Annotated in this window: 21 protein-coding genes and 2 pseudogenes; 12 read left to right on the top strand and 11 right to left on the bottom strand. The window is 71.2% G+C overall.

What is annotated here, in order from left to right:
- Positions 1–404 precede the first annotated feature (404 nt).
- The gene (locus tag FH608_RS41185; protein ID WP_139635839.1) at positions 405–1,304 is read right to left on the bottom strand and encodes a zinc-binding dehydrogenase; all 900 of its coding nucleotides are present in this window, start codon (positions 1,302–1,304) and stop codon (positions 405–407) included.
- 66 nt (positions 1,305–1,370) lie between these two features.
- A complete protein-coding gene (locus tag FH608_RS41180; protein ID WP_226900355.1) occupies positions 1,371–4,448 on the bottom strand; it encodes a BTAD domain-containing putative transcriptional regulator in 3,078 nt (1,025 codons plus the stop codon).
- A 128-nt stretch (positions 4,449–4,576) separates the two neighbouring features.
- On the opposite strand from FH608_RS41180, the gene FH608_RS41175 reads away from it, so the two are divergent.
- The 3 genes from FH608_RS41175 to FH608_RS52000 all read left to right on the top strand — a co-directional run bounded on the left by FH608_RS41175 (position 4,577) and on the right by FH608_RS52000 (position 6,773).
- The gene (locus FH608_RS41175; RefSeq protein ID WP_139635837.1) at positions 4,577–5,578 is read left to right on the top strand and encodes an NADP-dependent oxidoreductase; all 1,002 of its coding nucleotides are present in this window, start codon (positions 4,577–4,579) and stop codon (positions 5,576–5,578) included.
- 34 nt (positions 5,579–5,612) lie between these two features.
- Positions 5,613–6,053, top strand: a complete 441-nt coding sequence (locus FH608_RS41170) for a pyridoxamine 5'-phosphate oxidase family protein (RefSeq protein ID WP_139635836.1) — start codon at positions 5,613–5,615, stop codon at positions 6,051–6,053.
- 564 nt (positions 6,054–6,617) lie between these two features.
- Positions 6,618–6,773 carry a hypothetical protein gene (locus FH608_RS52000; RefSeq protein WP_193318912.1) on the top strand — a complete coding sequence of 52 codons (156 nt, stop codon included), beginning with the start codon at positions 6,618–6,620 and terminating at the stop codon, positions 6,771–6,773.
- Between the two features lie 82 nt (positions 6,774–6,855).
- Here the strand turns inward: FH608_RS52000 and FH608_RS41160 are convergent, their stop codons facing one another.
- Complete coding sequence (locus tag FH608_RS41160) at positions 6,856–7,605, bottom strand: SDR family NAD(P)-dependent oxidoreductase (protein WP_139635835.1); 750 nt, start codon at positions 7,603–7,605, stop codon at positions 6,856–6,858.
- Positions 7,606–7,735: 130 nt separating this feature from the next.
- Between FH608_RS41160 and FH608_RS41155 the strand changes: the two genes are divergently transcribed.
- Complete coding sequence (locus FH608_RS41155; protein ID WP_139635834.1) at positions 7,736–8,170, top strand: Rrf2 family transcriptional regulator; 435 nt, start codon at positions 7,736–7,738, stop codon at positions 8,168–8,170.
- A gap of 344 nt (positions 8,171–8,514) precedes the next feature.
- Here FH608_RS41155 and FH608_RS53340 read toward each other — a convergent pair.
- The 4 genes and pseudogenes from FH608_RS53340 to FH608_RS41140 all read right to left on the bottom strand — a co-directional run.
- Positions 8,515–8,631 (bottom strand): annotated as a pseudogene (locus FH608_RS53340) (IS5/IS1182 family transposase); the annotation flags it as partial.
- Between the two features lie 38 nt (positions 8,632–8,669).
- Positions 8,670–9,296: a hypothetical protein gene (locus tag FH608_RS41150; RefSeq protein WP_139635833.1), complete on the bottom strand. Its 627-nt coding sequence runs from the start codon at positions 9,294–9,296 to the stop codon at positions 8,670–8,672.
- 92 nt (positions 9,297–9,388) lie between these two features.
- Positions 9,389–9,577, bottom strand: a pseudogene (locus tag FH608_RS41145) (ISKra4 family transposase); the annotation flags it as partial.
- Positions 9,578–9,590: 13 nt separating this feature from the next.
- Positions 9,591–9,800, bottom strand: coding sequence for a hypothetical protein (locus tag FH608_RS41140; protein ID WP_139635832.1), 210 nt, complete (start codon positions 9,798–9,800; stop codon positions 9,591–9,593).
- Positions 9,801–9,981: 181 nt separating this feature from the next.
- Here FH608_RS41140 and FH608_RS41135 point away from each other — a divergent pair, with 181 nt between their 5' ends.
- The 5 genes from FH608_RS41135 (at position 9,982) to FH608_RS53335 (ending at position 19,510) form a co-directional block, all read left to right on the top strand.
- Positions 9,982–10,614 carry a CatB-related O-acetyltransferase gene (locus FH608_RS41135; protein WP_139635859.1) on the top strand — a complete coding sequence of 211 codons (633 nt, stop codon included), beginning with the start codon at positions 9,982–9,984 and terminating at the stop codon, positions 10,612–10,614.
- Between the two features lie 210 nt (positions 10,615–10,824).
- Positions 10,825–13,731 carry an ATP-binding protein gene (locus FH608_RS41130; RefSeq protein ID WP_139635831.1) on the top strand — a complete coding sequence of 969 codons (2,907 nt, stop codon included), beginning with the start codon at positions 10,825–10,827 and terminating at the stop codon, positions 13,729–13,731.
- A 450-nt stretch (positions 13,732–14,181) separates the two neighbouring features.
- Positions 14,182–17,823, top strand: a complete 3,642-nt coding sequence (locus tag FH608_RS41125; protein ID WP_139635830.1) for a carboxypeptidase regulatory-like domain-containing protein — start codon at positions 14,182–14,184, stop codon at positions 17,821–17,823.
- A 109-nt stretch (positions 17,824–17,932) separates the two neighbouring features.
- Positions 17,933–18,271 carry an ArsR/SmtB family transcription factor gene (locus FH608_RS41120; protein WP_139635829.1) on the top strand — a complete coding sequence of 113 codons (339 nt, stop codon included), beginning with the start codon at positions 17,933–17,935 and terminating at the stop codon, positions 18,269–18,271.
- 9 nt (positions 18,272–18,280) lie between these two features.
- The gene (locus FH608_RS53335; RefSeq protein WP_226900353.1) at positions 18,281–19,510 is read left to right on the top strand and encodes a GNAT family N-acetyltransferase; all 1,230 of its coding nucleotides are present in this window, start codon (positions 18,281–18,283) and stop codon (positions 19,508–19,510) included.
- A 416-nt stretch (positions 19,511–19,926) separates the two neighbouring features.
- Here the strand turns inward: FH608_RS53335 and FH608_RS41105 are convergent, their stop codons facing one another.
- On the bottom strand, positions 19,927–20,499 hold the full coding sequence (locus FH608_RS41105; protein WP_139635857.1) for a TetR/AcrR family transcriptional regulator: 573 nt from the start codon (positions 20,497–20,499) through the stop codon (positions 19,927–19,929).
- A 126-nt stretch (positions 20,500–20,625) separates the two neighbouring features.
- Between FH608_RS41105 and FH608_RS41100 the strand changes: the two genes are divergently transcribed.
- The gene (locus tag FH608_RS41100; RefSeq protein WP_139635828.1) at positions 20,626–21,414 is read left to right on the top strand and encodes an SDR family NAD(P)-dependent oxidoreductase; all 789 of its coding nucleotides are present in this window, start codon (positions 20,626–20,628) and stop codon (positions 21,412–21,414) included.
- Between the two features lie 252 nt (positions 21,415–21,666).
- Here FH608_RS41100 and FH608_RS41095 read toward each other — a convergent pair whose 3' ends face one another.
- Entirely contained in the window at positions 21,667–21,900 is a 234-nt protein-coding gene (locus FH608_RS41095; protein ID WP_139635827.1) for a hypothetical protein, read from the bottom strand.
- Here FH608_RS41095 and FH608_RS41090 point away from each other — a divergent pair.
- A complete protein-coding gene (locus FH608_RS41090) occupies positions 21,899–22,348 on the top strand; it encodes a hypothetical protein (RefSeq protein WP_139635826.1) in 450 nt (149 codons plus the stop codon). The genes FH608_RS41095 and FH608_RS41090 overlap by 2 nt on opposite strands.
- A gap of 28 nt (positions 22,349–22,376) precedes the next feature.
- Positions 22,377–22,544 (top strand): hypothetical protein, encoded by a 168-nt coding sequence (locus FH608_RS51990; protein ID WP_153263652.1) that lies wholly within the window; start codon positions 22,377–22,379, stop codon positions 22,542–22,544.
- Positions 22,545–22,549: 5 nt separating this feature from the next.
- Here FH608_RS51990 and FH608_RS41085 read toward each other — a convergent pair whose 3' ends face one another.
- Positions 22,550–23,452, bottom strand: a complete 903-nt coding sequence (locus FH608_RS41085) for an aminoglycoside phosphotransferase family protein (protein ID WP_139635825.1) — start codon at positions 23,450–23,452, stop codon at positions 22,550–22,552.
- Between the two features lie 398 nt (positions 23,453–23,850).
- A complete protein-coding gene (locus FH608_RS41080) occupies positions 23,851–24,222 on the bottom strand; it encodes a hypothetical protein (protein ID WP_139635824.1) in 372 nt (123 codons plus the stop codon).
- Between the last annotated feature and the right edge of the window lie 329 nt (positions 24,223–24,551).

The raw sequence follows: 24,551 nt of genomic DNA, 5'->3' as shown, positions 1-24,551 counted from the left end.
GCCACGGCCATAACGGTGATCCCCGCCAGCCTCATCCCGACCCGCCTCCTGTCGCTTTCCCGCCGTGGGAAGGCGTCGTCATTCTGACGGACCAAGATCTCCTCGGGATCACGGGCTGGTCTCGCGGTCAGGTCGAGAGGCATGTGCACCCGAACACGAGGCGACGCCGCGGCCGCCGAAGAAGGTCTCGAACACCTCGATGGGCAAGACGGCGTGGCGGGCGGTCTCGGCGCGACCGGAAGCGTTGCGGACGTGCGGGAGGCCGTGGTCGTGGCCGACGAAAAGGACCAGGTGTCCGCTCACGGCCGGGGGCGGGCACCTCAAGTCGACGGATCTCCTTGAGAACCGAGGCCTGACGAGCCGACCGTCGGCGCTGAGGACGATCGGTGCGTTAGATCGGCGGGTTAGACGTCAAGGACCGCTTTTCCGGTGACACGGCGAGCGAGCAGGGCATCGGCGGCCTCCGACGCCTTGTCCCACGGCCCGCGCCAGCCCACCTGTGCGTCCAGTTCGCCGGCCGCCAGCAGCCCGACGAGGTGGGCAAGGTCCGGGCCGAAGGGCGTTGTCACGTTGAAGTTCTCGATCCGGCCCCGCGCCGATCGTGTGCCCGCCAACTCGAAGTCGATGACCGCAGGCTCGCGGGCCGCCCGTCCGATGGCCATCACCACGCCGTCGTCTTCCAACTGATAGAACGCCTGCGCGAGCTGCCGCCCGCCTACGGTGTCCAGCACGCCGTACGCCCGGCCCGTCAGGTTCTCCGGGCCGATGGCGATCTCCGCGGCGCCCAGCTCCCGTCGTCCCTGCGCGCGGGCGGGGCTGCCGGCGGAGGCGACGACCTCTGCTCCCGCGCGGGCGGCGAGCTGTACGGCGAAGCGGCCGACGCCGCCGGACGCCCCGGTGATCAGGACGCGGCGGCCCGCCACCGGACCGAGCCGGCGGAGCGCCTGCAGCGCCGTGACCCCGGCGACCGGCAGGGCACTCGCCGTCCCCAGGCCGACGGCCTCAGGAACGACGGCCAGCTCGGCAGTGTCCACGGCGCGCAGCTCCGCCCAGGCCCCCGACCAGCCGAAAGTGACCACGCGGGTACCGGCGGCAGGCCCCGAACCGTCGGCGGCGGCCTGGACGACCACTCCGGCGGCATCCCAGCCCGGGACGTCCCCAGGGTCAGGGTTCGCGCTTCGGTAGGCGATCTCCCCGAAGTTCAGTGAGAAGGCCGCTACCTTCACCAGCGCCTGGGAGCGCGTGGGCACGGGATCGGGCACGACGCCGGGGGAGAGGTCCGGGTTGAAGGTCAGGGCGCGCATTGTTGCTCCTCCATCAGTGAGTGACGGGTACGACCCTGACGGAATGCGCGCACGATCGGCTGGGGGTCAGCGCACGGCCGCCTCCTCGCCCAGCCCGGCGCGGACCGCGGCGGCGATCCGGTCGACGTCGCCGCGTTCCGCGGGTGGCAGCGGCGCGCCGACCGACTCCCTGAGCGCGGTAGCCTCCCCCAGCAGGGTCGCCGCCTCCTCGTAGGTGCCCTCGGCCGCCGCGACCCCGGCCAGCCCTTCCCGGGCCAGGGCGATGGCACGAGGGTCGCCGGCCTTGCGGGCCGCGGCCAGTCCCCGCAGATGCAGCGACCTGGCCGCCGCGAGGTCGCCACGCAGCTCGGCGATGAAACCGAGCTCGGCCAGCAGCAGCGTCACCCCGTAGAAGGGCAGGCCATAGTCTTTTTCCAGGCGGCGGTTCCAGGCCAGCGACTGCTCGAAAAGCCGCTGCGCGGTGTCGAGGTCGTCGGCGCGGCGGGCCACGAGGCCGAGGCCGACCCGGGCGAACTCCTCCGCGAAGCGGTTGGACTGCTCGGCCGCCAGGCGCATCCCCTGCTCGTGCAGTTCCCGCGATCCGTCCAGATCCCCGGTCAGCAGGGCGAGCCGTCCGAGGCTGGACAGCCGGTAGGACGCGTCGGTCCACAGCTTCAGGTCCTCGGCGACGCGCAGGCCCTCGCGGTGCAGCCGTCCTGCCCGGTCGTAGTCGCCGTTGATCTCGGCGAGGTAGCCGAGCATGTCGGAGGCCTGCAGCCGTCCCCAGCCGTCGCCCAGCTCGTCGAAGATCGCCAGGCTCTGGGTGCCGGACTGCTCGGCGAGGGCGTGGTCACCCTGGAACATCGCCTGCTTGGCGCGACCGGCCAGCGCTGCCGCCTCGCCCCAGCGGTCGCCGGCGGCGCGGACGGCGGTCAGCGCCTCGGTCAGCAGGCTCTCGGCGGTGGCGGCGTCCCCGAAGCTCAGATGCGCGAGCGCGAGGAACCAGCGTGATCGTGCCTCGTGGGCGTCCAGCGCCTGTGCTGCGGTATGGCTGTGCTCCAGCAAGCCGGTGCCGTCGCCGGTCAGCATCGTGAACCCGGCCTCCCATGCCGCCGTCCTAGGGCACTGCGCGCCGGGCAGCGCCATGGCCGCGGCAATGGCGGCTCGGCCCTCACGGTGCCTGCCGCGCAGGTACCAGTACCACGCCAGGGCGTCGACCAGGCGCAGTGCGAGCGCGGAATCGGCAGTGTGCTCGAGCGTGGCCCGCAGGTTGGGCGCCTCAGTGTCCAGGCGGTCCAGCCACTGGCGCTGAGCGGGACCGTGCAGGTGCGGCCTGGCCTGTTCGGCCAGCTCGGTGTAGTAGCGGTCGCGGCGCTGGAAGACGGGGTCGTCGCCGGGGAGCCGTTCGAGACAGTAGGCGGCGATCGACTCCAGCAGCCGGTAGCGGATCCCACCGGTGGACTCGACCATCGACCTGGTCACGAGCTGGTCCAGCAGGTCGGCGATGTCCACTGCAGGGTCCACTGCAGGGTCCAGTCCGGGGCCCGCGCACACCGCCTCGGCCGCTTCCAGCGTGCAGCCTCCCGGGTGGACGGCCAGCCGCAGCAAGATCATCCGCTGGGGCTCGGTGAGTTGCTCCCAGCTCCAGTCGATCATCGCGCGCAGGGTCTGCTGGCGAGCGGGCCGCCCCCGGCCCGAGACGGTGAGCAGGTGGAAGCGGTCGTCGAGCCGGTCGGCCACGCCGCGCACCCCCAGCGCGCGTACCCGGGCGGCGGCCAGTTCCAGCGCCAGCGGCAGGCCGTCCAGCCTCCGGCAGATCGCCGCCACCGCGGGCGCGCTGGCCTCGTCCAGCACGAACCCGGGCGCGGCGGCCGCGGCACGGGCCACGAACAGCTGTACGGAGCCGGCCTGTGCCGGGTCTGCTCCGGGCACCGGAAGCTCCAGTGGAGACACCGCGTACAGCGTCTCTCCTGGGATCGCCAGCGACTCCTGGCTGGTCGTCAGCACCCGCAGGCCGGGGGCGGCCCGCAGGAGCAGATCCACCAGCTCGGCGACCGGTTCGATCAGGTGTTCGCAGTTGTCCAGTACAAGCAGCAGCCGGCGGCCGCGCAGGGCGTCGGCGAGCCGGTGCGCCAGGCGGGCCGGGCGTGCGCCAGGACGCGCACCGGTCGCCGTGTCGTCGCGGACGTCCAGTTCGGCAGCCACCACCTCGGCCACGGTCGCGGTCTCGCCCGAGGTGCCCGCCAGCTCGACCAGCCACACCCCGTCGGGGAAGGCGTCGGTGGCGCGGTCGGCGGCCGCCAGGGCGAGCCGGGTCTTGCCGACACCGCCCGGGCCGGTCAGCGTGACGAGACGAGCCGAGCCGAGCAAGGCGCCGACCTCGGCCACGGCCTGCGCGCGGCCGATCAGTTCGGTGACGGGGGCGGGCAGGTTCGTACGCGGGCGCGCGGGCGCAAGCGAGGGATCCTGGCGCAGCATCGCCTGGTGGAGGGTGGCCAGCTCGGGTCCGGGGTCGAGGCCCAGCTCGTCGGCCAGCCGGTGCCGTAGGTCGTCGTACCCGGCCAGCGCCTCGGCCTGCCGTCCCGACCGGTAGAGCGCGCGCAGATGGGCGGCGCGCAGGCGTTCGCGCAGCGGGTGCGCGGCCACCAGCTCGCCCAGCTCGTCGGCCAGCGGGGTGTGCTCGCCCAGTTCCAGCCGTATCTCCGCGCGCTCCTCCAGCGCGGTCAGGCGTTGCTCCTCCAGCCGGGTGGCGGCGGTACGGACGAACTCCTCGTCGCCGAAGTCGGCGTAGGCCGGACCGCGCCACAGCGCCAGCGCATCCCCCAGCAGCCCCGCCTTCGCCCGCGAATCCGCGGCGGCGCGGGCCCGGTCGAGCAGCGCGACGAAGCGGGCGGCGTCCACGTCAGCGGCGCGCAGGACGTACCCCGCCGCCTGGAAGGCCACCAGCTCGCGACCTCCCGGCTCCGCCTGTTCCAGGGCTCGGCGTAGCTGGGACACCTTGGTCTGCAGAGTGTTGACGGGGTTGCCCGGCGGGTCGGCCCCCCACAGGTCCTCGGCCAGGCGGTCGGCCGACACCGGACGTCCCTCGTGGGCCAGCAGGTCCGCCAGTAGCGCCCGGACCTTCACCTCGGGGACCCGCACGGGCCGCCCTTCGTCGGTCCACACGGAAAGAGGGCCAAGTACACCGAATCGCACCTGGTCACCGTACCCGCAGCGAACCCCCAGCCGATCGTGCGCGACCCCGTCCACAGTGGTCCTCGAAACAGACGGCACGACGAACGAGGAGCACCACCATGACCGTGAACCGTGAGATCCAGCTGGCCGTCCGCCCCGTCGGCGAGCCCGGCACCGAGAACTTCGAGCTGGTCACCACCGCGCTGCCCGACCTGGCCGAGGGCCAGGTGCTGGTCCGCAACACGTGGATGTCGGTGGATCCCTACATGCGCGAGCGCATGCACGACGCCGAGTCCTACCTGCCGCCGTTCCAGCTCGGCGCACCTCTGGACGGCTCGGCGATCGGCGAGGTCGTGGCCTCGCGCTCGGCCGGCGTCCCGGTGGGCGCGACCGTCGTGCACTTCCTGGGCTGGCGCGAGTACGCCGTGGTGGACGCCGCGGCCGCGACCGTCGCCGATCTCTCCCTGGCCCCCGCCGAGGCGTGGCTGGGCGTGCTGGGCACCACCGGGCTGACCGCCTACGCGGCCCTGACCCAGGTGGCCCCCGTACGAGAGGGCGACGTGGTCTTCGTCTCGGCGGCGGCCGGGGCGGTGGGCAGCGTTGCCGGGCAACTCGCCCGCAAGCTCGGCGCCTCCCGCGTGATCGGCTCCGCGGGCGGAGCGCTGAAGGCCGAGAAGCTCGTACAGGACTTCGGCTACGACGCCGCGATCGACTACCGTGCCGGTTCCCTCGCCGAGCGGCTGGCCGAGGCCGCCCCCGACGGCATCGACGTCTACGTCGACCACGTCGGCGGCGACCACCTGGTGGCGGCCATCGACGCACTGCGTCACGGCGGCAGGATCGCGATGGTGGGAGCGATCAGCTCCTACAACGCCATCGAGCCGGTCCCCGGCCCGAGCAACCTGTTCACCCTGGCCGCCAAGGACGCCACCCTGCGCGGCATGCTGATCAACTCCTACTTCCACCTCTTCCCGGAGTGGATCACGAGGGCGGCCGGCTGGCTGGCCGACGGCTCCTTGCACACCGAGCTGACCGTGGCCGAGGGCATCGAGCGGGCGCCCGCCGCGTTCCTGGACATGATGCGCGGCGGCAACGTCGGCAAGATGCTGGTCAGGCTCTGACCCGCTGCGGGCCCGACGACCAAGGAGGTAGATCATGTCAACGCGAATGAGCAGGGCCGAGCGGGAAAGCTTCCTCACCGGCACCCACATCGGAGTGCTGAGCGTGGCCGGTTCCGGCGGACGGCCGCCCATGGCGGTGCCCATCTGGTACGGCTACGAGCCCGGTGGCGAGCTCACCTTCGCCACGAGCCCCGACAGCGTCAAGATGGCACTCATCCGTGCAGCGGGTCAGATCGGATTCACGGTCCAGCAGGAAGCGATGCCGTACAAGTACGTCTCCATCGAGGGGAGCGTGGTGGGCTATGAGCGGACCGATGCCGACGAATACCGCAGGTGGTCCGTCCGCTATCTCGGCCCAGATGCGGGCGAGCGGTTCTTCGACAGCATCGAGGACCACGTACGGACGATGATCACCGTGCGGGTCCGGCCCGAACGCTGGCGAACCTATGACTTCGGCAGGGAATTCAGCGGATAGCATACGCAGCCGGACGCGAGACGAAGTGCGCCGGAAATCAGTGTCAGGGGAGGTTGCCGCAGGTCCGCGAGGCGGGCACCATCGCAAATCCTCTCGCTCATCCAGGTGCTCTGGAACGGGCGGAACCCCGCACGATGATCGGTCTCCCCAGCATGGTGCTCGCCTTGGGCGCCGTGCTGGTGCACGTCATCGACTCGCTCGTCGCGGCCGAGCGCTGGTACACCGGACTGCCCGGGATCCCGCCCTCCATGGATACTCCGGCCTGCATGGAATGGCGTACCCGTGATTCTCGGCACGGGCCCGCCGCTCGCCTCCTTCGGGTTGATGCTGGAACAGCCGTTGGCAGTGAGAATGATCTTGAGTGAAGAGTGACACCCAACGCCGTTGCGCGATCGCTTGGGGCGGGGCGATGATCCTGTGTTCTATGTGAAGGTTTCTGGCCCGTGGATGATGCGGTGGATGGTGGAGCGTCCGACGCTGTACTCGGTTGCCAGGTCGGCCAGGGACACCTCGCCTTCGGCGTAGCGGCGGCGAGCGCTTGGTCGAGGTCGCCTCGATCGTGGCGTGTTCTGCTGCCTCGCCGAACTCACCGCCGCGCTGCAGGAACGGCTCAAGCGCTGGAACGAGAACGCCCGCCCCTTCACCTGGACCAAGAACGCCGACCAGCTCATCGATGCCATCGGGCCGCTACGGCGCTCGAATTTCCGCCCAGCAAACTAGCGCTGTGAGCAGCAAGAACCCGGAAAACATCCGGGATGCACCCCCTATATTCCAGCATGGGGCGCGCCGACGGCGCTGCGGCTCAGGCGTTGTAGCCACCGTGGGCGTCCAGCACGGCGCCCGTGATGTACGACGCAGCGGGGCTCGCCAGGAAGGCGATCGCCGCGGCGATCTCGTCGGGGTGTCCTATGCGCTGCAGGGACAGCGAGCTGAGCAGGGCCTTGAGGGTCTCGGGGTTCGGCGTCTCCATGCCGCCCTTCATCAGCCCGGCCTCCACGACGTTGGCGGTAATGGCCCGGGAGCCGAGGTCGCGGGCGGCGCCCATGGTGTACTGCACGACCCCGGCCTTGGTCGCCGAGTAGTCGGCCACGCCCGGGACGCCGACTCGAGTGCCGAACCCGGAACTCACCGTGATGACGCGGCCGCCCTCGCGCAGCACTCGGGAGGCGGCCCGGATGATGGCGATCACCCCGAGGTAGTTGGTGGCGTGCATCCGATCCAGCGCGGCGGTGTCGGCATCGGGGTCGTCCACCGTACCGCTCACCGAGATCGCCGCGTTGTTGACGAGGATGTCCAGGCCACCGAAGTGCGCGACCACGTCGTCGATCAGCGCCGGAGCCTGGCTCACGTCCGCCTGGTCGGACTTGAACGCGGCGACCTTCGCTCCTCCGTTACGCACCTCGTCGACGACGGCCTGCGCCTGCTTCTCGGAGCTGACGTAGGTGAACGCGACGTCGGCGCCCTGCTCGGCAAGCAGCCGTACGGTCGCGGCTCCCAACCCTCGGGACCCTCCGGTGACCAAGGCGACCTTGCCCGTCAGCGGCTTGTTCATTCTTCTCACCTCACTGGTTGACCTCTTCCGATGGTCGAAACAGTAATGGTTACGACAGCCTGTCGCAACTTTAGTTGTTACGACCATTGTTGTCGTAACATTGGGAGTTGCGATCGAGAGGAACGAGTTCATGAGCGCCAACAGCAGGTTGACCATCGCCGCCCACGCGCTGGCCTGGATCGGCCTCTACCAGCGCCAGGGTCATGAGGTCGCCACCTCCGAGCAGATCGCGGCCAGCGCGAGCACCAATCCCGTGGTGATCCGCCGGCTGCTCGGCGACCTGCGCAGGGCGGGGCTCGTGGAGTCCCGGCGCGGGGTGGGTGCGGGCTGGTCGCTGGCTCGCGACCTGGAGTCGATGACGCTGCTCGACGTGTACGAAGCAGTGGAACCCGGCCCGCTGTTCGCGCTGCACCGCGCCGCCCCGGACCCGAGATGCGTGGTGGGTCACGGCATCCAGCCGGCGATGCAGCGCATCTACGACGGCGTCGAGGAGACCCTCCGGCGCGAGTTGGCCCGCGTCACGCTGAAGGATGTACTCCAGGACGTTCTCGCAGCACCTCGCTGAGTGGTCCTGCCCGCAAGTCCTTCGGGGTCAGTGCCTGAGGTAGGGATCGCAGGCGCGATCGAGGACTTCTTGATGCGTGCCGGCAGAGTCGGCTGGGCCGACCTTCACCACGCATACGGAGTTTCTGGCATGCGCCGAGTTCGATCGATGGATCCCGCCTTCGGGCATGCGTCTCCAGGCCTTGCAGCGGGCTTTGTGCGGGCCCTCATGATGGCTGCTCGCTCTGTTCGCTGCATCGCCGCTCATTGTCCCATTCGTGCACATGGGTTTCCTATGTCCTGAACCAGCACACTGCGCGCAAGCCAGCTCTGGGAAGCCTCATGGATGCCGGCCCGGACTTCTCAGCGGATGTGCGGGCGGCGGACGGCATGCAGCAGGGCGAAGGTCTGCCCGACGATCCATCGCTGTTTGCCCAGGCCCGAGCCGTGTTCGGTATCGCGGCGGGCGATCAGCGGGCGGATCTGCAACGGGTGCGGTTCCTTTGAAGGGACGGAGTTGATCAGGTGATCAGGCCGTCCGTGGACAGCAGGTCCGAAATCGAGGTCCACCGTGCCCCGGGTAGGGGTTCGAACAGTCGCTGGTTCCCCGCCGACACCACGATCTTCCCGTCGTTCTCCACATCGAGCACGCAGAGCAGCCCTGAGTTGCGGATTGCTAGGGTGGCGAAGAAGTCCCGGATCGACGCCGAGTCCCGGAACAGACGGCTCATGGTGCTGGTGGCGGCCATGAAGCACAGTTCCAGGTGATCGGGGCGCAGCCATGAGGCTTCGTGCACGGTGAGGTAGATGTAGCCGATCTCATAGCGCAGTCGGCCGTCTGCGTTGATGGACCACCGGGGGTCGGTGTCTTCGGCGGGGATCGCGCGAGCTGTGGCGTAGTCGCGGACATGCTCGTCTTCGGTGAAACCGATCGTCAGGTCCAGCGCCAGCTCGGGGCTCAGGGGCAGGGTCCGGCCGCTGGTGAATCCGCTGGTGAACGGCATCACCAGGTGTCGTCCTCCTGGCAACTCGACCACGGTATGCCCGGTGGAGTCATGGGTGGCTGTCTTGCCGGCGGCCAGGTCGGATAACACGCCCTCTGCATAGCGGCGGTGCAGGTAAAGCTCATAGCTGTAGTCAAGCCCCATCCGACGATGGTAGGGCCCCGGCTGCGAACGGGCCGGAGCCTGCCGGTGCAGGCTGCGTCGATGCCTTCGGTTCCTTGCCAGGACTGGTTTGATCAAGCGGTGAGGTCGTGGTGGTCGTGGTCGAGGTGGTAGCGCCAGTAAGTAGGGAAGTCGCCGTTAGCGATCAACGCGCGGAGTTTGAGGATGGCTTCGGCTCCGGCCAGACCCCAGCGGGCGCCGGTGATGTCGAGACGGTCGCCGATCAGGTGGCGTCAGGCGCCTTCGATCACACCGGTGGCGATCACCCAGCACCACTCAGGGACGTGTGTGTGCTGGGTCGCGGGCCTGGGCCTGGTCGAACATGGAGGCGATCACCTGGTCGGGGTCCATGAGTTGCGAGTGAAGCGGGTGCCGGGGCTCGTCCCGGATGGACGCCCAGAAGGGGTCGCGGGACAGCACGCCATGCCAGTCGACGAACACCACCCTCCCGGAGCGCGGCGGCGGCGCCGTATCGGGACGGAACATCTCGTTTGACGATGAGGAAATGCTTCCCCCAAGCTTGGGAACGACTTACGGGACATCTTGTCCCGTTCCTCTGTGTCAGGGGCGTGCGCCGGTGTCCTCCTCGCCACCTGCCGCCGGCCCTTCAGGAAGGTAGCTGTTCGTGACGTCAACTTCTCCCGCCGATCCGACCGTGGTGCATCCGATGCCCGAGCAGCCGCGCGTGGTGCTGCTGAAGCCGCTGATCACCTCGCCGCTGATCGAGGTGGGAGAGTTCTCCTACTACGACGACCCGGATGATCCGACCGCCTTCGAGACCCGTAACGTGCTGTACCACTACGGGCCGGAGAAGCTGGTCATCGGGAAATTCTGCGCGCTGGGCGAGGGCGTACGGTTCATCATGAACGGCGCCAACCACCGCATGGACGGCCCCTCGACGTTCCCTTTCCCGATCATGGGCGGCTCCTGGGCCGAGCACTTCGACCTCATCACCGGCCTGCCCGGACGGGGTGACACCGTGGTGGGCAACGACGTCTGGTTCGGCTACCGGTCCATGGTGATGCCCGGCGTCCGCATCGGCCACGGGGCGATCATCGCGTCCGGGGCCGTAGTCGTCGACGACGTGCCCGACTACGGCATCGTCGGCGGCAACCCGGCCAAACTCATCCGCCGCCGCTACAGCGACGCCGACATCGATCGCCTCCTGGCCCTGGCCTGGTGGGACTGGCCGCTGCAGCACATCACCGACCACATCCGCACGATCATGTCCGGCGGCATCGACGACCTGGAGAAGGCGGCCCCCGCACGAGGACGGGGGCAGGGGCAGGCACAGGGGTAGGGCGAGGCCGGGCCCGCCGCGAGGCCGGGTCCGCCGGGACGCCGGGCCCTCCCGACGTCGAAAGTGCCAAGAACGTTGTTCATATCCCATTTCATATTGACGTTGGTGTTTGACACCTACCGCGCCAGAACGTGCGATGCGAAGATCTACGAGCCGGGACGTTGGCGGGTGGCGGTGCGCGTGGCGTGCCGCGGAGGGTGAGGCTGGTCGGTGACTCGCGCGCGAGAGGAGTCCGTTCCCCTCGTACGCGTGCCGCGCGTGGTGGGGCGCGACCCCGAACTGGAGCGGTTGCGCCGCGCGCTGGCGAACCCGTCCCCGCTGGTGCTGGTCGAGGGCGAGGCGGGCATCGGCAAGACCCGGCTGGTGCAGGAGGCCGTCGGCGGGCGGGAGCGGCTGCTGGTCGCGGTGTGCCCGCCGTTCCAGGACGCGGCGACGCTCGGCCCGGTCGTGGACGCCGTCCGGCAGACCGGTGTGGCGGTCGCCGGGCTGGGACTGAGCGGGCTCGCAGGCGCGCTGCGGCCGCTGTTCCCCGACTGGGCCGACGACCTGCCGGACCCGGTCGAGCCGTTGCCGGACGCGACCGCCACCCAGCACCGGCTGCTGCGCGCCCTGGCCGAGCTGCTCGACCGGCTCGACGTCGGGCTGCTCGTCGTCGAGGACGCGCACTGGGCGGACGAGGCCACCCTCGAGCTGCTGCTGCTGCTCACCGCGCGGCGGCCGCCCGGCGCGGGCGTGCTGGTGACCTACCGGCCGGAGGAGGTGGCGGACGGGTCGCTGCTGCGCCGGCTGTCCTCGCGGGTCCGCGGCGGCTCCGGGCACCTGCGGCTGGCACTGGGCCCGCTCGACGTGGCCGACACGGCGGCGCTCGTGTCGTCGATGCTCGACGGGGAGCACGTGTCGGACGCGTTCGCGCGGTTCCTGCACACCCAGACGGACGGGCTGCCGCTCGCGCTCGAGGAGTCCGTACGGCTGCTGCGGGACCGCGCCGACATCGTCCGCGTGGACGGCGAGTGGGTACGGCGCAGCCTCGACGAGATCGCGGTGCCGTTGACCATCCGCGACGCGGTGCTGGAGCGCGTCGGCCGGCTGGCGGCGCCCGCCAGGACGGTCCTGCGGGCCGCCGCGGTGCTGGCCGAGCCCGCCGAGGAGTCGATGCTGCGCGCGGTCGCGGACCTTCCCGAGGAGCGGGCCCGCGCCGGGATCGTGGACGCGATCGCCGGCGGCCTGCTGGTGGAGGACGAGCGCGGCCGGCTGGCGTTCGCGCACGTCCTCGCCGCGCGGGCCACGTACGACGCGGTGCCCGGCCCGATCCGCCGGATGCTGCACGGGCGGGCCGGCCGGGCGCTGGAGGCGGCGGGCCGGCCGTCCGCGTCGCGGCTGGCCCGCCACTTCCGGCAGACGGGCGACACGGACCGGTGGCGCGGGTACGCCGAGCAGGCCGCGGACCTCGCGCTCGACGTGGGCGACGACGCGGCCGCGGCCGGTCACCTGCTCGACCTGCTCGAATCGGACCTGCCCGCGGACGCGCTGACCCGCGTGGCCGACAAGATGCCGACCCTGGCGTCCACGGGCTACCTGCACCGCAGCGGTCTGGTGGAGGTGCTGCGGTCGGTGCTCGACCGGACCTCGTCCAGGCGCCGGCGGGCCGAGATCCGCGCCCAGCTCGGCGCCTCGCTCATCCGCAGGGGTGAGCACGAGGCCGCCGTCGCCGAGCTGGAACGTGCCGTGCCGGACCTGGGCCATGACCCGGTACGGCAGGCCCACGCGATGACCGGCCTCGGCATGCCGTACAGCACGAACTGGCCGGCGACGGTGCACCGGCGCTGGCTCGACCGGGCCGCGGCCGTGGTGGCGCGGTCGTCCCTGCCGCGGCGGGAGGTCCTCGACCTCCAGGTCAACTGGGCGACCGGCCTGCTGACGCTCGGCGACCCCGAGGGATGGGCCGTCGCCGCGGGGCTGCCCGACACCGCCGACGCTCCGGGGGAGGCCGCTCCGCTCGCCAAGGCCGCGCTGAACATGGGCAACGGCGCCATGCGCTGGGGCCGCTACGGCGAGGCGCGCGAGCACCTGGCCCGCGGCGTCCGGCTCGCCGAGCAGCGCGGCTACGTGCGGCTGCGCGACATGATCGCCGTGACCTGCGCGCACCTGGACTGGTTCACCGGCCGGTGGGACGGTCTCGCCGAGCGGGTGGTGCGGCTCGCCGAGCTCGACGGCGAGCCGGAGATCCGGCTGGACGCGCAGACGGTCGCCGGGCTGCTCGACGTGGCACGGGGGGACCCGTCGAGCGCCCGGGAGCGGCTGCGGTGGGTGCTGGAGGAGTCCGGCAGGCGCGGCCTGGCGCAGGTGCCGCTCGAACCGGCCGCGGCCCTGGCCCGCCTGTGCCTGGCCGAGGGCGACCCCGACGGCGCCCTGAGCCTCACCGACGCGCCGCTGCGGCTGATCGCCGCCAAGGGGACGTGGCTGTGGGCCACCGAGCTGGTGCCGGCGCGGGTGGCGGCGCTCCTCGCCGCGGGACGGCCGGCGGAGGCGGGCGACGTCGTCGCGGGGTACGAGCGCGGCCTGCGGGACTGTCCCGCGGCGAGCGCGCACGCGTCGCTGGCCGACTGCCGGGCCCGGCTCGCCGAGGCGAACGACGGTCCCGCCGCCGCGGCGGACGCGTACGCGGTGGCCGCCGCGGCGTGGGACGCGCTGCCCCGGCCGTACGCGGCTCTGCTCGTCCGCGAGCGGCAGGCGTCCTGCCTCCTGGCCGCCGGGCGGCGCGACGCCGGGCTGGAGCTGCTGACCGGAGTGCTGCGCGGGCACTCGCGGCTGGGCGCCACCGGCGACGCGGAACGGGTCGCGGAGCAGCTGCACGGCCACGGCGTGCGGCGCGCCTGGCGGGGCGGCCGGCGCGGCTACGGCAGCGAGCTGTCGCCCAGGGAACGCGAGGTCGTCCGGTTGCTGGTCACCGGCCTGGGCAACAAGGAGATCGCGCAGGCGCTGTCCCGCTCCCCGAAGACGGTCGCCGCGCAGATCAACTCCGCGATGCGCAAGCTCGGGGTGTCCTCGCGCACGGCGCTGGCGGTCGCCGCCGTCCAGGCCGGGCTCGGAACCGAGGGGCTTCCCGCCGAACTTTAGGTCATCCGCCCAATAGCAAGCGATGGGCGCGGCTTCGATACTCGCTGGCGTGCCTACATCTCCGCAGCCACCTGACGAACGGCCCGACGACGGCGAGGACCTCGACCCATGCCGGCGACCGGCCGAAGATCCGGCCGACGATCCGGCGGCCGACGAGCCGGCGCCTGACGACGGCGATCGCGGCTCGGAATCCCGGCATGGCTACGAACCGCTCTGATCGGAGAACCCCCTTGCGTCTGAGCAGCCTCGTCTCCCTGGCCGCCGCCATCGGACTCGGCGCCGGCGTGCTCGCCGCGTCGCCGGCGCGCGCCGCGCCCCAACCCGCCGCCTCACAACCCGCCGCCTCACAGCCCGCTGCCTTCACAGCCCGCTGCCTCACAGCCCGCAGCCTCGCAGTCCGCCGTCCCGGACGCGACCGCCTCACCCAGCGCATCCCCGACCCCGTCGCCGTTGTCCGGCATTCCGGAAACCGACTACACCCCGGGCGCCTGCAACCGCTCGGACCTGCCCGCCGGGCATGCCCGCTGCTTATCGGAGATCTACACCCCGAAGAGGGCGAGGGTCGCGACGAAGTCCGACCAGCCCTGGCCCACCGCGCTCACGCCCGAGGACATCCGCTCGGCGTACAACCTGCCCGACGGAGGCGAGGGACAGACCGTCGCCGTCGTCGACGCCTACGGTTACGCCGCCGCGGAGAGCGACCTGGCCGTGTACCGCAAGCAGTACGGCCTGCCCGAGTGCACCACGGCCAACGGCTGCTTCCGCAAGGTCGACCAGAGGGGCGGCACCGACTACCCGCGCGACGACGCGGGCTGGGCGGCGGAGAGCGCGCTCGACCTGGACGCGGTGTCCGCGGTCTGCCCGCGCTGCAAGCTGCTCCTGGTGCAGGCCGACTCCGCGTCCGTCCAGGACCTCAGCGCGGCCGTGGAGACCGCCGTCGCCCTGGGCGCCACGTTCGTCTCCAACTCGTACGGCATCCCGGGCGAGGCCGACGGGCAGCAGGACTACGACGAGCACTACGACCACCCGGGTGTCGTGGTGACCGCGGCCACCGGCGACACCGGCAACGTCATCAGCTGGCCGTCCAGCAACCCCCACGTGGTCGCGGTCGGCGGGACGAGGCTGACCCGTGACGCGTCAACCCCCCGCGGCTGGAGCGAGAGCCCGTGGACCGGCGGCGGATCGGGCTGCTCACGGTACGAGCCGCGCCCGGCCTACCAGGACGGCATCGACACCAACTGCCCGAACGGGCGGGCGACCGCCGACATCGCGGCCGACGCCGACCCGGCCAGCGGCCTGTCGGTCTACCACTCCATCTCGTCCGACGGCTACAGCGGATGGCTGCAGTACGGCGGTACGAGCCTGTCGGCCCCGCTGGTCGCCGCGATGTACGCCCTGGCCGGCACCCCGGCGGCGGACACCGACCCGGTGACCTACCCCTACGCCTCGGCCGGGTCGGCCGACCTGTTCGACATCACCGAGGGCGACAACGGCGCCTGCGGCAACGTGCTGTGCCAGGCCGGTCCCGGCTGGGACGGGCCCACCGGCCTCGGCACCCCGAACGGCGTGAACGCGCTGGCGTTCGGCCCGGCAGGAACCGTGACCGGCCGCCTCACCGACCAGAGCACCGGCGATCCGGTCGCCGCCGGCGACGTCGCCGCCCGCAACCAGGAGAACGGCAAGACCTACCACGCCGGGACCGATGACAAGGGCGGCTACACGCTGCGCGTGCCGGCCGGGACGTACGACCTGACCGCCACGGGCTTCGGCTACGGCAAGGCGACCAGGACAGGGGTGGTGGTGCCGGTCGACCGGACGGCGACCGCCGACCTCGCGATGCGGGCGATGCCCAGCCGCACCGTGTCCGGGACGATCACCGGTGACGGCGACCACGCCTGGCCGCTCGCGGCGTCGATCGCCATCGACGGCTACCCGCACGGCGAGGTCACGACCGACCCGTACACCGGCCGCTACTCGGTCGAGCTGCCCATGAACGCCGACTACACCTTCCACATCTCCGCCCGCTACCCCGGATACACCACCAAGGTCCAGAAGGTCGGCGTCGGCGGCGAGGACGCCGTCGCGGACGCGGCCCTCATGGTCGACCGGCGCGCCTGCCTGGCCCCCGGGTACGCCTACCCGAGCCGCGTCGACTTCGAGGGCTGGACCGGCACCGCGCCCGAGGACGGCTGGACCGTGAGCGGGTCGACGCCCGGCTGGGAGTTCACCGGCAATCCCCTGAACCTCATCGGCAGCAGCGGCAACTTCGCCGCCGCGTCCCCGTTCATCCACGACGGCGCGACGCTGGACACCTACCTCACCTCGCCGTCCATCGACCTGTCCGGGGACAGCGCGCCCGAGGTCCGGTTCAGCTACACCTACGTCGTCAACGACACCACCGTGGGCGAGGTCCAGCTCAGCCTGGACGGCGGCGCCACCTGGGCCACCGTCGGCCGCCCCGCCAAGGACACCACCGGGTCGGCCGGTATCGCGATCCCCCAGGCGGCGGGGCAGCCCGACGTCCGGGTGCGCTTCCACTACGCCGGCGGCGGCGTCTCCGTGTGGCAGCTGGACGACGTCACCATCGGCGGCTGTGCCGCACGGCCCGGGGGACTGGTCGGTGGCGTCGTCACCGACGCCAACACCGGCGAGCCGGTGCCGGGCGCGACCGTCAACGGCTCCGTGCCGGCCACGGCCGACGGCTGGTTCTGGACCTTCGCCGGACCCGGGAGGAACAGGCTGACCGCGTCGGCCGACCGCTACGCGTCCTCGGCCCGCAAGGTGACCGTCGCCCCCGGCGCGGTGACCCGGCGCGACTGGGCACTGAAGGCCGGACGGCTCTCGGTCACCACCAGCGCCGTCTCGTTCGACGCCACCCTCGGACGCTCGGCCGGCGCGCAGAAGGTCCGGATCACCAACACCGGCGGCGCGCCCCTGCAGGTCTCGATCGGCGAGCACAGCGCACCGGCCGCACCCGGCGCCGCCGCGGACGGCGCCGCCTGGACCGACATCGCTGACTATCCCGTGCCGGTCATCAGCAGCACGGCGGGCAGCCACGAGGGCAAGGTCTACTCGGTCGGCGGCCGGACGCTGGGCGGCACCCTGTCGTCCGGCTACGTCTACGATCCGGCGACCGGCGCCTGGAGCCCGATCGCCGACCTGCCCGAGCCCCTCTACTCCGCGTCCGGGATCTTCCTCGACGGCACGCTGTACGTCGTCGGCGGAAGACGGGACAAGGACGTCGGTTCCGAAACGGTGTCCACGGTGTACGCGTACGACCCGGACGAGGACGCCTGGAGCCGGGCCGCCGACCTGCCGGCGACGGTCCACCGGGCGGGCATCGCCGTGCTCGGCAAGCAGCTGTACGTCGTGGGCGGCTGCGTGCAGGAGTGCGCCGAGACGTCGTCGGCGGCGGCGTACCGCTACGACCCGAAGCGCGACGCCTGGACCCGCATCGCCGACTATCCGGCGCCCATGTGGCTTCCGGCCTGCGCCGGCATCGGCATCCGCGACGAGATCATCTGCGCGGGCGGGCACCACAAGATGGCCGACAGCAGGCCCGGCGACCCCTCCGCCTACGCCCTCACCGCCACCTACGCCTACAACCCGCGCCGGAACGCCTGGACGCGGCTCACCGACATGCCGTACAACAACTACGCGATGGCCTACAGCGGGGCCAACGGCAAGCTGCAGATCGCCGGCGGCGTCTACAACCTGGCCGCCACCGACCGGGCCGCGGAGTACGACCCGGTCGCCGGCACCTGGCACGCGCTCCCCGACGTGAACCACGCCGCGTATTACGCGGGCAGCGCCTGCGGACTGTACAAGGTCGGCGGCGACGGGCCCAACGCCTTCGCCGAGGTGCTCCCCGGCTACGACTCGTGCGGCGGAGACGACGTGTCCTGGCTGAAGGAGAACCGCACCCGGTTCGAACTCGCGCCGGGCCGCTCGGCGACGCTGACGGTCCACGTCACGGCTCGCGTCAGCGGTCCGGGACGGTACGCCGCCGACCTGTCGCTGGACACGGACTCGCCGTACGAGCCCGGCACGATCAACGTCACCATGCAGGTGAAGGGGAAGCAGGGGCACTGACGGAAGGAGGCCGCCGGCCAGGGATGCCCCTGGCCGGCGCGCCTGAGAGCTCACTCGAGAAGCCAGGACTTCCCCTTTCCCCATTTTCATCGAATATCGTCGATTAACGATGAATGAGACGGAGAAGGGGCCGCTGCCGCGCGCGGAGGCCGAGGAGTACGCGAGCTGGTTCAAGGCGCTGGCCGACGCCACCCGCATCCAGATCGTGTCGCTGCTGGCACGGCGGCGCGAGCCGATGAGCGTGGGGGAGATCGTGGCCGCCTCCGGGGTGGGACAGTCCACGGTGTCGCACCACCTGAAGATCCTGTCCGAGGTGCGGTTCGTCCTGGTGGAGCGGCAGGGGACGTCGAGCCTGTACCGGATCAACGAGAACTGCGTGAGCTGCTTCCCCACCGCCGCCGACGTGGTGATGGGCAACCCCGTGCCGGCCGCGCCGGCCTGCGACTGAGGAGAGTCCATGGCACACGACGAGATCATCGACCACTACTCCGCCCTGGCCCGCAACGCGCTCACCGGGCAGCGCATCGCCGACTGCGATCCCGCCGCCTTCGCCGAGGGCGGCTTCGGACCGGCCGGATACGACGACACCGCCGCGCTCCCCGACGGGGCGCTCCAGGCCGGTCTGGGATGTGGCAACCCGGTCGCCGTCGCCGAGTTGCGTCCCGGCGAGACGGTGCTCGACCTCGGCTCCGGCGGCGGCATCGACGTGCTCCTTTCAGCCCGCCGCGTCGGCCCGCACGGCACCGTCTTCGGCCTCGACGCCGGCCCGGCCACGGTGGAGCCGGCCCGGCGCAACGCCGAACAGGCGGGCACGTCCAACGTGCGGTTCCTGCACGGCACGATCGAGGCGATCCCGCTGCCCGGCCACGCGGTCGACGTGGTCATCTCCAACTGTGTGATCAACCTGTCCGACGACAAGGCGGCGGTGCTGGCCGAGGCGTTCCGGGTGCTGCGGCCCGGCGGCCGGTTCGGCGTCAGCGACGTCGTCACCGCACAGGCGCTCGACGAGCAGGCGCGGCAGCGCGCCGAGCGGCGCATCGGCTGCGCCGCCGGTTCCCTCACCGTGGGGGAGTACCGCGAGCTGCTCGCCGCGGCCGGCTTCGTCGCCGTTACGATCACGCTGACCGCCGATCACGGCGACGGGGTGCACTCCGCCCTCGTCCAGGCCGTCAAGCCCGCCATCGGCCCCGGCCTGGAGATCCGGCCGATGCGCCAGAGCGACGCCGCCGAGGTGCTGGCCATCTACCAGGCCGGCCTGGACACCGGCCAGGCCAGCTTCGAGACCACCGCACCCAGCTGGGAGGGGTTCAGCGCGAGCCGGTTGCCGCATCTGCGCTACGTGGCGGTGGACGCCGACTCCGGCGAGGTGCTCGGCTGGGTCGCGGGATCGGCGGTCTCGTCCCGGCCCGTGTACGCGGGCGTCGTGGAGCACAGCATCTACGTGCACCCCGGCTGCCAGGCCCACGGCATCGGCCGCGCGCTGCTGTCGGCGTTCATCGCCGCCGCCGAGGACGCCGGCGTCTGGACGATCCAGTCGGGCGTCTTCCCGGAGAACGCCGCAAGCCTGAGCCTGCACCAGGCGCTCGGGTTCCGCGTGGTGGGCACCCGCGAGCGCGTCGGCCGCCATCACGGCCTGTGGCGCGATGTGCTGATGATCGAGCGCCGCAGCGCTGTGGCCGGCACCTGAGGGAACGGCGTCGATTCAGCTCAGCCAGACAACCGCGCTTGTCACGGGTTCGGCTCCCCCGAATCCGAACCCGTATCACGGCTTGCGTCATGTCTTCTTCTGGGCGCGGCGTGGATTGCCGTGAGGCAAGGAAGAGGGCTCCTGTTACCGGCGGGGGCCTTCTTCGCCTGTTCGGGATGTGTGGCCAACCCTGGGGACGGCGACAGATCCCGATCGTCCCGATATTCCGCATCCTCTGGAACACGCTGGGTCACTAGCACGGCGCTGCCTCTACGGATTTGCGCCCGATGGCCGGTAATCGAGGGCGCACGACGAAATGCCGCGCTCAGGAGAAAGGACAAAGAGTATCAAACGTGCAAGAAGCTCCGAGCACGTCCTTTGGGTCAGGGCGAGGCGGGCGACTTGAACGGGGCGGCTCAGGTGAGGGACTGGCCGGTGCCGACGCCGCGTAGCAGGGTATCGACCAGGCGGGCCGCGAGCGCGTCGGCGTCGGCGTCGCGTGACTGTGCCGCCTCATGGATGAGGGCGTAGTAGACCCGCCTGGCCCAAGCGGGATCGACGTCGGCGCGCAGCACACCGGCCTCGCGCGCCTTGGCGAACAGCCGTTCACAGCGCCCCTCGATGTCGGCGTGTACGTGGGCGGCCTCCCGGTCAGCGGTCAGCGCCAGGTTCATGGCAAACGACCAGTCGATCTTGACGCGGAGCACGTTGACGGTGACCTGATAGAGCGCGATGAGCGGTGGCGTGGTCTCGGGGTGAGCGGCGTTCACAGCTTCGGCGAAGCGCCGGGTGGCCCAGGAAGCCATCGCGGCCACGAGCGCGTCTCGTGAGGCGAAACGGCGGTGCACCGTCGTGCGGGCCACCCCGGCGGCCTCGGCGATCTGCTCCATGCTGGCCGTCGGGTTCCTGCTGAGCACGCGTTCGGCTGCTTCAAGAATGGTGTGCACCGTCCGTTCGGCATCGGACCTCAGAGCTCGCGTCGACGTCATCGTCTCCTTCATCTGGACAAGGATACGCCATCGTCGCTGCTTAACCGATAGTTGCATCATTGATGTCGCAGGTTATATGTTTTCAGCGTCGATAGCGACGCATCTAGGCAAGAGGATGGGACGAACATGGACATGCGACTGACTGGCAAGACCGCCGTGGTGACCGGGGCGAGCAGGGGCCTTGGGCTGGCAATCGTCCGAGCCCTGACGGCGGAGGGCATGCGGGTAGTGGCCGCCGCCCGGACGATCTCGCCCGAGCTGAAGGAGACCGGCGCGATAGCGCTGAGCGCCGACCTGTCCACCCCGGACGGCCCCGCATCGCTGATCGAACGGGCACTGACCGAGCTGGGCGAGCTCGACCTGCTGGTCAACAACGTGGGCGGCGGCGACGGTGGTGAGGGCCCAGTCGGCGGCCTGCTGAACTTCACCGACGAGCACTGGAGGCGTGACCACGACCTGAACTTTCTCAGCGCCGTACGCGCGACCACAGCCGCCATGCCTAGCCTGCTCCGCCGGCACGGCAACGTGATCAACATCTCGTCCAACAGCGCCCGTATGCCGCACGCCGGACCCATCACCTACACCACGGCCAAGGCGGCGCTGACCGCGTTCGGCAAGGCCCTGGCCGAGGAGTTCGGCCCCCAGGGGGTGCGGGTGAACACGATCTCCCCCGGCGCCACCCGCACCTCCCTGTGGGAGTCCCCGGACGGCTACGGGGCCTCGCTGGCCGCCGCGCTCGGCCTGGAGCATCAGCAGTTCCTGGCCAGCCTGCCCGCGAATACCGGCATGACCACCGGCAGGCTCGTCGAGCCGGACGAGGTGGCCGCCCTGGTGACGTGGCTGGCCTCGCCGCACGCCGCAAGCGTCAACGGCGCCGACCACGTCATCGACGGCGGCGCGATCAAGACGGTCTGACGGCGGCATCGGCGGTCACTGCGAGACTTGCCTTGCCTGTCGGGACCGGTCCGGGTGGCGCTTGCGACCTACGTTCGAGGCCACGGTATGCCGCGTTCGTTGAGCAGCCGCACGATTGCCCGGCACGCTCATACCCGCCGGCCGCTGCGCGAACAACCACCGTCGTGGTTGCATGGCGAACGTGTAACCGCGGCCGGCCTCAACAAGGGACCGGGCGACGCCACCGGTTCGGCACGTCGGCGGATGAGCCGTTCATGCACCGTGCGCGTGGCGGGCGCCCTTCGCGGTGACGCGCTCGATGGCCTGGACGGCGATCTCTGGCTGGTCGAGGTGGATGTAGTGGCCGCTCTTCTCGGCCGTGGTCAGCTTGCTGCTGCTGGACAGCGCGAGCCCCTGTCCCTTGAAGATCGCGAGGTTCTGCGCGCGTACGTCGGCCGCCGGGCCCTTGGCGGACGCGGGGATCACCTTGGTGATGTCGGCCACCATGGTCGCGCGTCTGGCCCTGGCCGCCGCGCAGGGCGAGGCGACCACCGCCACACGGCCGCAGGCCCGCGCCGAGGACGAGCTGCATCAGGCCCGTGCCGACCGAGACCTCCAGCGAGAGCGCGCCGTGACTGCCGAACAACAGGCCCTCGCCACCCAGGCCGAGCGCGAGCGCGCCGCCGAACAGGTGCGGGAACTGCGCGACCGGCCGGCCGCCGCCCAGACCGCCTCCGGGCTGGTGCTGCCCGAGCTGGCCGACCTCAACGGTGACATCGGCGATGGCGTACGCGGGGTGATCCTGCCTGAGGCCGGCATCGCCCTCGCCCGGCAGCCGGACGGGGCCGTGGTGCTGCACCACCAGGGCCGGCGGATCCGGCTGGGCGACCCCGCACACGCTCCCGCGCACGGCCGCGCCCTGGCCGCCGGGCTCCTCGCCGTCTGCTCACGCTGATGGCGGCCAGGGGAGAGACGAGGGGCTGTTGGACGAGGTCAAGAAGGAAGTGGCCAAACTCGATCAGGCGGCCCGGACAGCGGTCCGGGTCGCGATCAGGGTGCCGCCTGGAAGAGACTCGCTGGTGTTCATCAGCATGCCACCGATCGGCCAGCTCGTAGTTCGGGAAGCCGAGAACCGGGACAAGACGGGCTGACTGCATCAAACGCCTTTCAGAACACGTTCAAGTGCCGCCCGGCCCGCAGGTCCCCAGTGAGGCTTCCCGCCGGGAAGGCCCCGGTCTCCGTTCTGCCCCATGTGCATCAGGAAGAGGCTCTTCATGGCGGCCAGGCCGCGGGCGCGCCGGATCGTCCCCTCGTCCGCATGCCCGTACATGTCGAAGAACCGTGCGGCCGTACCGGCGGGGAGCAGCACCCATGCGGCGGCGAGGTCCCACGCCGGATCGCCGGCGAACAAGGCACCGAAGTCGATGATGCCCGAGAGCGTTCCGTCCGAGACGACGACGTTCGCGGGATGGAGGTCACCGTGCACCCACACCGGCGGGCCCTCCCACTCGGGGGCCGCGACGGCATCGGCCCAGACATCCCGGACGGCGCGGACATCGCCGAGGGCGTCGGGGTCAATGGCCTGCAAGAACTGCTCGAAGCCGCCCGTGCACCTCTTGGGGTGAGCGCCGAAGTCCGCACTGGCCGGGGCTGCGGCGGGCGCCTCCACATGGAGCGCCTGGAGGAAGCCCGCCAGCGTGTCGGCCGCGTGGGCGCCGCGGGTGATCGAGCCGTGGTCCAGCGGCTCGCCGGGAACCCACGTCATCACGGTCCAGTGCTTGGGAAAGCGCTCGGACGGTTCGCCGAACCGCACCGGGATCGGCACCGGCAACGGCAGGCGCGGGGCCAGCACGGGTAGCCACCGCCGCTCCTTGAGCTGGAACTCCGGAGTACGGTCCATACGCTGCATCCGCACCGCCAACTCCTCCCCGAGACGCCACATCTGGTTGCCCCAACCGCCCACCACCTCGCGGATGGCCAGCCCCGCAAGGTCCGGATGCTGCTCCTGGAGCAGGTCGCCGACCAGGTCTGCGGTGATCTCGATCTCGGTGTCGGTCATGCGAAGTCACAGTACTGAGACGGCAGGCGGAGCGGCTCACGCTCTCCAGACCATCTCGCTGTGATTCCTCTGGCATCACTGCTTCGGTTTCAGAGAGCCGCAGACCAGGCTTCGGGACGGACCGGCCTCAAAAGTTCAGAGAAGGACTGACGGCTACGTCAACCGCTCGGTCGGAAGGTTCCCATCGCCGAGATCCCAGTCCCTTACAGCGGAATAGCTACCGAAGTCTCCGATGGCGACCGTCACCTCCAAGGAGCAGGCCGGGCACGAGACCCAGTAGAAGTCATCAGCGAAGTCGCCCAGGACCTTGCTCCAGCGAACGCGACGGCACCCCGTCATCGTCTCCGTCGGCCGGGACAGGACGGTCCGGCTCTGGAGCCTGGGATCGTAAGAGCCGTTCACCAGCAGCGCAGGTCCCAGGTGCCGGCGTAGATCGTGTCGACGGCGACTGACACCTGGTCGGCGGACTGCTGCAAGGCGCTGACGCTCAGCTCGGAGAAGTGTGCGTCGGTCTGCATGAAGGGGGCCGCCTCGTAGTACCGCTTGATCTCCTCGGGTGGGCGATCGGTGCGGAGGGTGAAGGCGAAGCCGGCCCAGCAGTCGCCGGAGTCTCCGATGACGGGCCCCTGAGGTTCGGACGCGCCGAACGTCGTGCCTGGTGGCGGCGGATGATTGAGAGCTCGATTCTCCAGGCTCGCCAGGCGGTGATCAGTGATCCACTGGGGGGCCGTCGCGGCGGCGTACAGCAGGAGGAGGGGCGTGGCGGCCATGGCCGCCACGATCGACGCCCGTCTCAGAGCAGATGGTCGGGAAGTGTCACCCACAGGTCGCACTCGCCGATGATCGCACGGGAGTTGGCCAGCCGCAGGCCCGCGCTGACGCAGCAGTGGGCAGGCCCGACATGACGCTGCGCCGGCGGCTCTCACAACTGCCAGGCGGCAGCCCGAGCCCACGCCGAGCACCTCCGACGGCCGGGCTCCGCGCCACCGGGCCACTCACCCATCCCCGACGCCCGCACCCGCCTGATGATGGGCATGAGTCGCGGAACCGATCTGGCAAGATCTCTGGCCCCAAGATGGACGGTGCCCTGCGGGCGATG

This window comes from Nonomuraea phyllanthi, from assembly GCF_006334985.2.
GTDB lineage: Bacteria > Actinomycetota > Actinomycetes > Streptosporangiales > Streptosporangiaceae > Nonomuraea > Nonomuraea phyllanthi.
This window is presented reverse-complemented; position numbering and strand designations above follow the sequence as displayed.

Excerpts from the sequence above, each read along its gene's own strand:
- FH608_RS41120 (WP_139635829.1), top strand. The coding sequence starts at position 17,933 with ATGAATGAGACGGAGAAGGGGCCGCTGCCGCGCGCGGAGGCCGAGGAG.
- FH608_RS41105 (WP_139635857.1), bottom strand. The coding sequence starts at position 20,499 with ATGACGTCGACGCGAGCTCTGAGGTCCGATGCCGAACGGACGGTGCAC.
- FH608_RS41100 (WP_139635828.1), top strand. The coding sequence starts at position 20,626 with ATGGACATGCGACTGACTGGCAAGACCGCCGTGGTGACCGGGGCGAGC.
- FH608_RS53335 (WP_226900353.1), top strand. The coding sequence starts at position 18,281 with ATGGCACACGACGAGATCATCGACCACTACTCCGCCCTGGCCCGCAAC.
- FH608_RS41185 (WP_139635839.1), bottom strand. The coding sequence starts at position 1,304 with ATGCGCGCCCTGACCTTCAACCCGGACCTCTCCCCCGGCGTCGTGCCC.
- FH608_RS41140 (WP_139635832.1), bottom strand. The coding sequence starts at position 9,800 with ATGTTCCGTCCCGATACGGCGCCGCCGCCGCGCTCCGGGAGGGTGGTG.
- FH608_RS41150 (WP_139635833.1), bottom strand. The coding sequence starts at position 9,296 with ATGGGGCTTGACTACAGCTATGAGCTTTACCTGCACCGCCGCTATGCA.
- FH608_RS41170 (WP_139635836.1), top strand. The coding sequence starts at position 5,613 with ATGTCAACGCGAATGAGCAGGGCCGAGCGGGAAAGCTTCCTCACCGGC.
- FH608_RS41175 (WP_139635837.1), top strand. The coding sequence starts at position 4,577 with ATGACCGTGAACCGTGAGATCCAGCTGGCCGTCCGCCCCGTCGGCGAG.
- FH608_RS41135 (WP_139635859.1), top strand. The coding sequence starts at position 9,982 with ATGCCCGAGCAGCCGCGCGTGGTGCTGCTGAAGCCGCTGATCACCTCG.
- FH608_RS41080 (WP_139635824.1), bottom strand. The coding sequence starts at position 24,222 with ATGGCCGCCACGCCCCTCCTCCTGCTGTACGCCGCCGCGACGGCCCCC.
- FH608_RS41090 (WP_139635826.1), top strand. The coding sequence starts at position 21,899 with ATGGTCGCGCGTCTGGCCCTGGCCGCCGCGCAGGGCGAGGCGACCACC.
- FH608_RS41155 (WP_139635834.1), top strand. The coding sequence starts at position 7,736 with ATGAGCGCCAACAGCAGGTTGACCATCGCCGCCCACGCGCTGGCCTGG.
- FH608_RS41160 (WP_139635835.1), bottom strand. The coding sequence starts at position 7,605 with ATGAACAAGCCGCTGACGGGCAAGGTCGCCTTGGTCACCGGAGGGTCC.
- FH608_RS41085 (WP_139635825.1), bottom strand. The coding sequence starts at position 23,452 with ATGACCGACACCGAGATCGAGATCACCGCAGACCTGGTCGGCGACCTG.
- FH608_RS41095 (WP_139635827.1), bottom strand. The coding sequence starts at position 21,900 with ATGGTGGCCGACATCACCAAGGTGATCCCCGCGTCCGCCAAGGGCCCG.